This is a genomic window from Streptomyces sp. NPDC111744 (assembly GCF_055634995.1).
This window is the reverse complement of the sequence record NZ_JBVKCG010000059.1, coordinates 1-10,939: the sequence shown is the minus strand read 5'-3', so window position 1 is coordinate 10,939 and position 10,939 is coordinate 1. Positions and strand designations below refer to the sequence as shown.

Annotated in this window: 3 protein-coding genes and 1 pseudogene; 1 reads left to right on the top strand and 3 read right to left on the bottom strand. The window is 64.5% G+C overall.

The features are described 5' to 3' along the window. Together ACZ7OO_RS43750 and ACZ7OO_RS43745 are read right to left on the bottom strand one after the other, a co-directional pair. Window positions 1-90 (bottom strand): annotated as a pseudogene (locus tag ACZ7OO_RS43750) (transposase); the annotation flags it as partial. 57 nt (window positions 91-147) lie between these two features. Further along, on the bottom strand, window positions 148-2,412 hold the full coding sequence (locus ACZ7OO_RS43745; protein ID WP_471512965.1) for an ATP-binding protein: 2,265 nt from the start codon (window positions 2,410-2,412) through the stop codon (window positions 148-150). Window positions 2,413-2,887: 475 nt separating this feature from the next. Here ACZ7OO_RS43745 and ACZ7OO_RS43740 point away from each other — a divergent pair, with 475 nt between their 5' ends. After that, window positions 2,888-3,343 (top strand): SsgA family sporulation/cell division regulator, encoded by a 456-nt coding sequence (locus tag ACZ7OO_RS43740; RefSeq protein ID WP_471512964.1) that lies wholly within the window; start codon window positions 2,888-2,890, stop codon window positions 3,341-3,343. 816 nt (window positions 3,344-4,159) lie between these two features. Here ACZ7OO_RS43740 and ACZ7OO_RS43735 read toward each other — a convergent pair. After that, window positions 4,160-10,900, bottom strand: coding sequence for a hypothetical protein (locus tag ACZ7OO_RS43735; protein ID WP_471512963.1), 6,741 nt, complete (start codon window positions 10,898-10,900; stop codon window positions 4,160-4,162). Window positions 10,901-10,939: the final 39 nt, after the last annotated feature.

Below are 10,939 nucleotides of genomic sequence, written 5' to 3'. Positions count from 1 at the left end.
CTGCCAGCGCCGGAACAGGCCGTAGACCGTCTCCCACGGACCGTACCGCTCGGGTACATCCCGCCACGGAGCACCGGCGCGGGTGCGCCAGCGTAGCTCGAGCCGACGGCAGGCACGGGCATCGCGATCGGCCGTGGAAGGACAGGATCAGCTTTGATCGAGCTCCGCCAGGCGCTCTCGGGCCGACACCACGTGCTGGGGGTTGGCGGACTCTCCGAGATCCACGCACTGGATGTAGACCTCGCGGGCCTGTTCCCGATGTCCGCCGGCACGCAGGGCGTCAGCGAGATGGATCAACGCGCGGCTCTCAAGCCCCGGATTCGCGCTCGCGCGGGCGAGGTCCACCGCGATGCGCAGGTGGTCGGCGGCCTTCGCCCAGTTCTTGAGAAGGGTTTGGGCTTGGCCGATGGACGTCTGCACGTTGGTGCGATTGAAAGCAGCACTATGAGGTTCGATGCTGTCGCCGGCCTGATCGAGAAATGCGAGCGTACGGAGGTGCTCCGCGATGGATTCCTTGTAACGTCCCGCTCGCAGCAGGGTGTCGGCGTGGCTGCACATGGCGTGGAGGGTCCCGTGCATGTCACCCGCGGCCTCGAACAGCCGAGCTGCTTCGCGATTGTGCGGTGCTGCCGCGGAGTAGTCACCGAGTTGGCTGAGCGCCCAGGCCGTGTAGCTGTGGGACCAGGCCTGCTGGGGAAGATCATTGGCGCGCCGAGCCGCTTTGAGCGCCTCGGCTGATCGTTCCATGCTGGCGTGGTGGCGGCCTTCGCAGATCAGCAGGGCCCAGGCGTGGAGGTTCAGGTGGGTGGCTTCGAGACCGGGATCGCCCAGGGCCTGAGCGCTGGCGGCGGCGGTGGCGGAGACCTCCGGCCAGTGTCCCCAGAAGATCCACTGGTCGGAGAACCAGTGGAGGGCTTCCGCGAGCTCGACCACGGCGGCATGGTCCTCTTCGTGGGCGGCGGAGCGGAAGGCTGCAAGCCAATTGATGCTCTCCGTCTGGAGCCACTGGCGGGCGTTGTCCGCCGTCGACAGGTCGACGGTCCCCTGCCAAGTGGGAGGCGGGGCACCGTGGTCGGGCTCGAACCAGCGGCCGGCCACGACGGCGGTCTCCAGCAGCCAGCGATGCAGTGCGGACCTGGCCGCCGCGGCCGCTTCCTCGGTTTCCTCGGCTTTCAGCCGGTCGCGGGCGTACAGCTTCAGCAAGTCGTGGAGGCGGTACCGATCTTGGTCAGATCCCAGCAGTCCGGTCTCGACCAGTTCCTCCAGGATGTCTTCGGCATCGAAGAACTCCTGCCCGGTGAGTTGGGCGCTGACTGCGACACTGGCGTCCGGACCGTCGACCAGGGCGAGGAAGCGGAAGAGCCGGGCAGCACTTGGGGTGAGCTGGCGGTAGGACAGGTCGAAGGCGGCCGAGACGCGGACGTCGCCGGCGGCCAGGGCGTCCAGACGACGTTCTTGCAGAGCAAGACGATCGGCCAGGCGGCGTACGGTCCAACCAGTTCGCGTCGCCAGCCAGTTGCCTGCCACTCGCAGGGCAAGAGGAAGGTACGCGCATCGCAGAGCGACCTCGGAGAGTGCGTCGGGATCCGTGTCCGCGCGGTCCTTGCCGATCACGCCGGTCAGGAAGACGGCGGCTTCGGAGGGGGTGAGTTCGCCGATCGGCAGGCGCTCGACGTCCTCCAATCCGGTGAGCATCCTTCGACTGGTGATCAGGACCATCGTCCCTCCCGCGCTCGGCAGGAGGGGGCGGACCTGGGCCTCGTCACGGGCGTTGTCCAGCACGATCAGGCAGCGTCGCCCGGCCAGTGCCTGCCGGTAGAGCTCCGGGTGACCTTGCGGTCCGGCGTTGGCCAGGTCCCGGTCGGCGACGCCGACGGCCTTGAGCACGCGCAGCGTCAGCTCTGCCGGCATGGGGGGTTCGTCGTCCATGCCGCGCAGATCGAGGACGAGCTGCCCGTCGGGAAAGCGATCCGCCAGCTCGCGTGCGGCGTGCAGTGCCAGGGTGGTCTTCCCAGCGCCCGGAGGCCCGGACACCGCTACGACCTGTGATCGGCCGAGGGTCGCCTGTCCTGCCAGCGCGGTGAGCTGTGCCAGTTCCTGCTCCCGGCCGACGAAGTCGTCGATGCCTCGCGGGAAGGCGCGCACGTCGGCGGGGCTCTGGCGGGGGTTGCGGCCGATCCGGGCCGCGGCGAGCAGCCGTTCCCGCTCCGCCTCGCGCAGGTTCAGTCCGTTCGCCAGCGCGGCGACGGTTCCTCGCTGGGGAGTTGCCCGGCGTCCCCGCTCCAGATCTCCGATCCCGCGACCGCTCACGCCCGAGGCCTCGGCCAGCGCTTCGATCGTCAGCGACGCTTCCAGTCGCAACTGCCTGAGCAGCGCTCCGAACCCGACGTTCTCTTCGGTCACCTGACCCACCCCCGTGTGCTTCGCCCCTGTGCGACTGGACCAACCCGGCCTGATCCGCGGCCACTTGCCCGCCTGCCGGAGCCGACGAAGACCAGCGCTGCTTGGCGATCATGACTGGTTTACGACTACAGGATATTCACAAAATCATGCCGGGTGATGGGAAGGTATACACGCTCACGCCGTGAGCGGAGCATCTGTGGAGTACCTGTGTCCGCCGCCGAGCGTTGGCTCAGCCCTCGCAACGATCCATCTCGTTGCCAATGCGATGCCGCTGCCGGGCCTCTGCCGCTCGTCGTCGCCACCGGACAGGCCGCCGACGGGCCGGTCCTCACAATTGCCCTGGCCCGCCCGGGCGGAGACGCGGCCTCAGGGTTCCATCGCGTTCGGTTCTCTCCTGGGCAACCTTTCATACATTTCCCGACAAGTGGCCGCTACGGGCGGCCCTAGGCTTTTTCGGACAAGAGTTGCCATCCCCCAGACCTTGTTGAACGGGCAGGAAATGAATCAACCGTTTTCAAGCGCCGCCGAGACGACCGTCACTTGTGAGCTCGAAGTGCACGTGGTCGTCGGAGGTGAACCGCAGGTTTCACTCCCCGCAGGATTTCACTACCACTGCTCGGACCCCTACGCCGTACGTCTGTCGATCGGGGCGACGTCGAGCGGCACGGTCGACTGGGTATTTGCGCTCAGTCTCTTGAAGGAAGGAATCAGCCGACCAGTGGGCGAAGGAAACGTTCTGGTGTCGCCCCGGCGGTCGTCGCATGGTCCTATCGTCCGCATTGTCGTCAGGTCCCGACTCGGCTCCGCGGTGCTCGACATGAAGGCTTCGGCCGTCGCTGATTTCCTGGACCGGGCACAGGAACTCGTGCCGGCGGGCACGGAGGGAAGCCACGTCGACATCGATCACATCGCGACCCTTCTCCTGACCACCGACGAATGAGCGATCGGCGTGGGCCTGTCCGCCGCAGCCGGACCGAAGGATTTCTCGACCGTTGACCGCATGGCCCGGCAGATGACCGGGGCGGCGACGGGCGGGCGTCGCCCGCCCGGTCCGCTCCCCACTCGCCGACAAGTTGCACGACGAGGAACGTGGTGGTCAGAGCGATCCGGAGGCCGGGTGAGCGATCGAGGTCTTCGCAGACGAGGGCGGCGTTCGGGGCCACCTCGTGTGCACGGTGTTTCCAGCGGACTCGCAGCGCACCTCACCGCGCCCGGCGTGGCGGGCAGGCCCGGGCGCCCCGTCCGGGCGAGGTCGACTTCGATCCGTGGCGCTCGCAGTGGTCACGCCGGACAAGGCTTTGCTGCATGCCGACTGCACGACGTAGGGGAACAGGCTCCCGACGAGCAGCGGTCCCTCTGCGAGATGCTGAGGGCGGGGCGGCCGAGCGGTTCATCCGGGACGGGGAGGACGCAAGGCCCGGTCTCAAGCTGCGAGGCGCGTTCAGTTCTGCCGGCGGGACCTCGTGCAACCGCTGCCAGACAACCGGCCTGGTTCCAGTCTCGTAAGCGGCGCCGGCAGGTCGTGCCCGAGCCGAAGCCGAGGTCTTGCGGCAGGTACTCCCACGGGATCCCGCCGAAAGCGCCGCTCGCGCTGCGGCAACAGCTTCTCCAGGCAGTCCCACTGGTCATCCGGCACGATCCGCGGCGACATCCGACGCGGGATCCAATGCTCAACCACCGCCCTGGACAGGGCTATCAGCCACTTCATTTCGTTAGCCGCTGGTAGTCGTCGTGACCGGCAGTTACCGGCCGAGACCTACGCTCGGCCGATGCGGCTGTCCAGCAGGGAGTCGATGTGCTTCCCCCGCAACTCGCCCGCCGCATCAATGAGGGACATACGCAGAAGATCTCTGGCCCCAGAAAGCGTCTGGAGGGTTTCTATCGGGATCGAATTAATGTAGGCCTCGGCATCATTTAGACTAGACAGCCGGGTCGCCCATTTCTGCAGACTTCTGGATTCGCGAAGGTCCCGGTATGAGACGGTCGAATTGCGATCTCTGAAGTACTTCTCGTACAGGGGTACATGGTCCACCAGCGAGGTCCTCCTGTCTGAGCCCATGTCCAGAAGGAAGCGGTGGCGGGATTCCCGAGAGGAGAGCTCGATGAGGCGGTGTGCGTCGTACACGGCCTGCCGGGCAACGAGAAGATCCGTCTCGATCTCGAAGTGCTCCTGTTCCGTCAGCTTTTCCGCGAGCCTGCGCCCAGCCAAACCATCGCTGTCGAAAAAGGAGTTGAAGCGTGGTGCAGGAAGTTCGAGGAGCATCGAAATAATTCCCTCCCGATTCGAAACCATGGCCCGTTCGGCATTGGCTGCGTCTTTCAGCCATTGCATGAGACGCCACCGTTCCGGATACGGCAGGCCATCGAAAAGGCCCTCCGTCCTCGGATTTCCAGGATCCAGCGCGACGGGAAACCCCTGCATCGTGATGAGCAATGCCCGCCGCCGCTCTGCGCTGGCACTCTTCAATTGATGCGCCACACCGACAGCGTGGAACCACGCAGCGAGATCTTCGTAGGCGTCACCCTGCAGCGACCCGGTACGCAGCGGCCCGCTCTCTTGGTTCACGCGCACGAACACGTCCCGTACGATCGGTGGCATCCGAGTCACATAGTCACGCCACTTGTCCCCACCGTCGTACGCTTGCAGGAAATCGGCGAAGACTGGGTCCAACGCCGCGACAGCTTCAGGCGAGGGCAGCATACCGAGCAGCTGACTGAGCAGCAGCGGATCGCCGTACACGCTGGAGCGGACAGCCGGATCACCACCGTTGAGAGTCTCGAATCGTGGGCCGGGAGCCATCCTCGCCAGGCGTTGCACCGATCGCGCTCCATCCAGCTGGCCACGCAGGCTTTCGAGCTCTTCCTGGGACAGCAGGTCGACCGGCGTGGAGCGATGTCCGGCCGCGGTGGCGGCCCCATGGGTCGCCTGGCCATCGGCTGCGCTCCGGGACGCCAGACGATCAACATTCTCGTAGAGCGCGGAGACCGAGTTCTCGGACATTCGGGTCACGTATGCGGCGCGTTCGGGCATCGTCAGGGTTGCGAGAGCTGCGGCATGGACGTGGTCCACCAAATTGCGATAGTCAGCATCAGGAATTTTGCTTTCCAATGGCCGCAATCCGTCCAGGAAACTCGGATGCGCTAGATATCTACCGTGACTACCGGGTGTTTCGCTGCGAACCTCAAGAGCCCAACGGCGCAGTTCTTCCACATGCGAGCCGCCTGGCAGGTCAGCGAGCTTGCCGGCGGCTTCCTGGGCGGCCTGGATGCCGCTGAAAAATCCCACAAAACCCTCATGCATCTGTTCGTCGGCCGCCACCGCAATCATCGGATTGGCCAGAGTCGAGAAATTCAGAGGATCCGTGCCGAATATGCTCTCAAGCAAGGGGAGGAGCTCTGGTGCATTTTTAATTATCCACGACCGTCCGGCCCGACCCGGCTCGGCCGTGTATGTATCTACATAATCGGCCCGCTGGTGATCGTCCGTGAGGTAGGTGACGACGGCCTCGGCCCAGTATTCCCGCCTATTTTCCGCAGAGTACGGCTCGGACCACTGCGTCGTCCCTGCTTCTATGAAACGCGTTCCGGTCGGCCACTCTGCACTCCGCCCCTTATTCAACCGATCGCGGTATGATTTATCGATCAAGTTGTCTTGCACAAGGTTCAGTGCGTGGTTGTGCACCAGATGTGCATATTCGTGAACAGGAACCGGATATCCGTTGAGGGCGCTTTCCCGGTCGGGCGCGTGAGGCGTCCGGTAGCCGGTGATCTGCTCCTCACCGAGAGCGATCACGGGTCGTTGACGCGATGTCAGTGCTCGATCTTCCTCCTCTTGTCCGGAAAACTCCGGAACTGCGTCGTAGACCGGCATCTCTCTCGGGAAAATTACGATCACGGCACCTGCGGCCAATAGGCTCAGCGTTGTTTCGCGGTGCCGGGCCATCTGCCCGATCATTGAGATCGCTAGATTCCTTGCGGTCGCAGGCTGCTCGCACCGACCGTCCGCGTGGATCATCAAGCGGGCAGCGAGCTCGCCGAACTGCTCCGGGGACAGCAACCTGGACAGGGTCCTCATCAATGGTGGCTCCAACATGGAGGACCGTTGCTTGGCTAGCCAGTGACGGTGCTGCGGTTGCAGGGCCTCCACCCTGGCAACAAGCTGTTCCCACGCCCCGGGCGACGCGCTCGGCCGGGCGATGCGCTCCGCCCGAGTCTTTACGTACTCGACAAGTTCTGTGCTGTTCGCCGGCTCCTCCGCACCAAATGCGTCAACATGGGGATCTTCACCTGGCAGGGCTCCTCGATCCGGCCGCGGGTGCTGGTCCGTTGCGGGTGTGGCGACGTCGGCGTTCCCGGTTCTCCCTGCATCTGTCAGCGAACTCGGATGGGCCAAAGCGCCTCCCCTGGCAGGCGGCTTCGCGCCAGTGGTCGCTGGGGCCTCCGGTTCCTCGTTGACGATGGTCTCGTCCGTGGCGTCGGATGCGGTGGCCGGGCTGGCGAGGCGGTCGGCGACGTTGTGGAGGTGCAGTTCGTCCTTGGTGAACGGGGCAGTCCCGGTGCCGAGGGATCTGCCCGTCCGGACAACGGCCCCGGACCTGTCGACTGCGGTGCCGTCCGAGTTCCCGCCCGCAGCCGTCGACGCCATGGGTCCACCCGGCTGGGAGCTGGATTTGGGCAGGCCGCCGATGTGATCAGTTGCTGGATGCATTTCCATTCGAATGATGCCCTGTCGACGAAACTCTTTTCTCTGCTCGGCCGTCGTGTCCGCTGGTCCATCGGGGAGAGACCGCTTCCTGTTGACGCTGATTATCACGAACTGTTCGACGGTCAATTGTTCGGCTGCTGCAATCTTTTCCTGCAACTTTTCAAGACTGCCTTGAAGCAGCTTCCTAAATGTCTCCTCCAGAACGCCGATCCGCTGTTGTGCGGTCCGCTGGGCTCCTCGTTCGCGGTTCATGAGAGAACCGTTTCCGCCAGCCGACACAGTAATTTTTGGTGCTGGGAGACCGTTCCGATGGTTCCATATTCCTACTCTGGCGGCGTGTTGAGCGAGCAGGCTCAGATTGGTGGCGGTTTCATTTGATTCCAGATCCTTTGTCCGTTCCGGAAAATTGACGACCCAAGATATTTCATGAAGCTCCTTGTGTCTGCCGACCACCACCGCAGTCAAGGGGTTGACCATACGTCCTGCCGGGTCGACCATGTGGTCGTGAAACGTGTGACCCTTACTCACAAATCTCATGAACCAGAGATCTTTGGGGGACCTTAAACCCTGCACATTTGACTCGCGAATGATTTCTCTCAGTGCGGACTTCTTTGCCTCTTCCACAGACTTTTGTACGTGGAGACCTTCATTTCGATGAGGTCCTTCTGGAGTATCCTGGAAAGTGAACGCATCGCGCTGCTTCATGGCTTCACGAAGCTTGATTAGTGCATCGAAAGTAATGGATAGAGACGCTTGGCGTTCAGGAGTAAGAGAAGCGTCCTGCTGAATACTTGCTCGCATCAATTCCAGCCTGTCACTGAAGTGGATGATGTTTTGCTCCACGGCTGCTTCGGCGGCGCGTTGCGTAGCGCCTCTACGCGAGTAATTCTCGAGGGTTGCCTGAGCGGAACCATCCTCGCTGGCGAGGACTACGGCCGCATAGTGGTAGCCGAACGCTGCCTCCGTCAGAGGATTTTCCCTGGCATAATCGGTAAGGGTCAGGTCACCGCTTTCGTCGTAGCTGCCGACGGACTGGGTTAGGTAGGCTTCGCCTACTCGGGCCCAGGCGTGATCATTGACTCCAATTCGCTCCGATGCCGTGTCGATTCTGAGGCGATGTGCTGCGTACTCTGGCTTGGCACTCGTGTAGTGACCGTACTCGGCGTCTGATCGTCGATCTGTCGGAGCTCGGTGCGCAGCGGCTACAGCAGTCTCGTCGGAAGCCCACGATGTATCGACCGCTCGCCGTGAAATGCTTCCATCAGTAAAATTGACCAAGGCATTTGCAAGTCGATGCATCTCGGGGACTGCCAGACTGTCCGCAGCTGACATCGGACTAAGGGTGGTCACATCTCCCGGAGAACGGAAGACGATGTGATCAGGCATTCCTCCAATCAAGTGTCTGGCTACATCTCGGCAGACATCTGCGGGTGGATTGAAATAGGGGCGCACAGGGTGAAGCGTACGAGTCATTCCCCCGTGCGTGAGGGTAAGTTCAACACTGGTGTCTTGAACGAGTCTTACATTGCTCCCTGTGGCCCGAAGTTGCGCTTCCGCGCTTTCCAGACAACTCAATGTAGTGAATACCTCCCGCACTTCGCGAGAGCTGCTCATGGCCAGTGTTCCGTCCTCGGAAATGAGCAATGGTGGATGCCCATCTCCGACTACCGCCTGCTTTACGGTGATAAGCTGCGTCCAGTCGTCCCCAGTCGATTTCAAAAATGTCTCACGGCCCGTTCTCCCAGATGCGGTGGCAGGACTGACGCGCAAAAAGGCTGCACCTTTGATTTCGGGATTTCCGTTTATCAAAGTATATTCAGTGATTATTGAAGGCTTCCTTCCGTATTGTTGGGAATAAGTCGGCGATGCGGTTATGGGTTGCGCCTGGTGTTCCGGGACGGCTGCCTGGGCGCGCTCTCCACCTGTTCTGTCTTCCGTTCCGGGGTGGCGGGAGGTGGTCAGGTAGGGGTCGGTCTCTGTGGTGGCGGGCCTGGTCTTCGTGTCGGTGGAGGGGGTGTCGGGTGGCTGGGTGTTCTTCCCAGTCAGGTGGGTGGGGACGCCGGCCAGGCTGCCGTTTGGGGCGATGTCGTAGATGCGTGGAGCGCTGGTGGCAGGGTCTGCGGAGAAGGCGTGGGGTGGGGTGGGGTGCTGGTAATGGGTGTCGGGGGTGGTGTCGGTCCGGGTGTGGGTGGGTGGTGTGGTGGGGGTCGGGTCCGTGGCCGGGGTGCGGGCGGGGGTGGTGTGGGTGGGGGGCCGGTGGGTTTCGGGGCCGGTCAGAGCGGCGTCGTTGCGGGTGTGTGTGGTGGTGGGGATGGGGGTGGTTCCGCCGCGCATGCGGGTGGGGTGGCCGGTGAGGAGGAGTTCGGCTGTTCTGCGGGCGATGGCGATGGTGTGGCGTTGGTTGTCGAGGGTTGGTTCGGTCAGGCGGGCGACGTCGAGGAGGATGTTGTCGAGGTCGTGGCTGTGGGTGAGTCCGTGTTTGCGGATGTGTTTGGCGGCCGCGGTGATGGCGTGGGAGATTGCTTCGCCGAATTCGGTTTCTGCGGTGGTGGCTGCGGTGGTCAAGGTGTCGGCGACGGCGTCCTTGTCGGGGAGGGACGTGCCGCCGAGGAGTGCGGTGAGTGCGTTGTAGGTGTTGAGGGTGATGAGTTTGTCGCGTGTGGGGTCGCTGGGAGTGTGGGCGGGGGGGGTGGGTGGGGTATTCGGCGTTGGGGTGGTGTGGGGTGTGGGCAGGTGTGTCTCGAAGCCGGGCAGGCCACCGTCCTGGGTGAGGTGGCCGTCGTCGGTGAGGCGGTCGTGGCCCTCGCTGGTGTGATCGAGATCAGGCTCTGCTGCGGGGCCGGTGGTCGTGGTGGCGGGTGTTCTCGCGGTGGTGCGGGAGGGGCGGGGTCCGCCGGTGGTACGGATGACGGGGCGTGCGACGGTACGGCCGCTTCCTGCCGGAGCCGCCGCGTCACCCCCGGTGCCGGCGTGTGCTCCTGCTCCGGCGCGTGCTGCGGCTCCGGAGCCCGTCGTAGTGCTGGTGGTGCGGGTGGCCGGCGCGCTGGTCGTGGTGGTGGTCGTTGGGCCTGTTGCGGAGGTGGTGTCCGGTGTGCGGGAGGTGGTTTCGAGTTCGTGCGGGCTGCCGTTGGTGGGGGTAGGGCGTGCTCGTTTGAGGGCTGCTTCGAGGAGGGCGATCTCCTTCGGGTGCGGGGGGGTTGCTGCGCGGGCGTGGGCGAGGGCTCTTGTGGTGCGGTCGGGTCCCGTCGGGGCTGCGGTGTCACTGCCTGCCCCGGCCATGGCGCCCGCTCGTCCTCCGGCCCCGGTGCCAGCTGCGGTGCGTGCTCCCGCTCCCGCTCCCGGGGTGAGGCCGGGGCCGAGGGTGGTACGGGCGGCCGAGGCGCCTGTCGCGCCCGTGGCGGAGGTGGTGGTGTGGTGCAGGACCGTGTCGAAGTCGTTTTGGGTGACGGTGACGGGGTGGGTGTTCAGGGAGGCGCCGGGCCAGCCGCCGTCCTCGGAAGCGGCGTCCCCAGTGGTGTCCGGTGCGGTGTCCTCAGTGGTGATGTCGTGCACGACGGCGCCGAAGTCACCCTGCGCGACGGTGACGGGCCGGGCCTGCAGGAGGTCGTCCGGACCCTCCTCCGCCTCTCTCGGCGAGGCGGCGCGTCCGGTGGTGGCGTGGCCGGGCATGGTGGTGGTGTGGTTGCGGGCGGTGTTGAGGTCGTTACTCCTGCTCGCGTTCGCGCCGGCGGTGCTCGCGCGCACGATGGTGTCCTTGAGCGTGTTCAGGCCCAGCGAGGCCTTCTCGGCCATCTCGGGGGACAGCCCCGCCCGGGCGCCCGACCCGTCGCG

Bases quoted from the DNA above. Each gene is read 5' to 3' on its own strand.
- ACZ7OO_RS43735 (WP_471512963.1), bottom strand. From the start codon at position 10,900: ATGGCCGAGAAGGCCTCGCTGGGCCTGAACACGCTCAAGGACACCATC.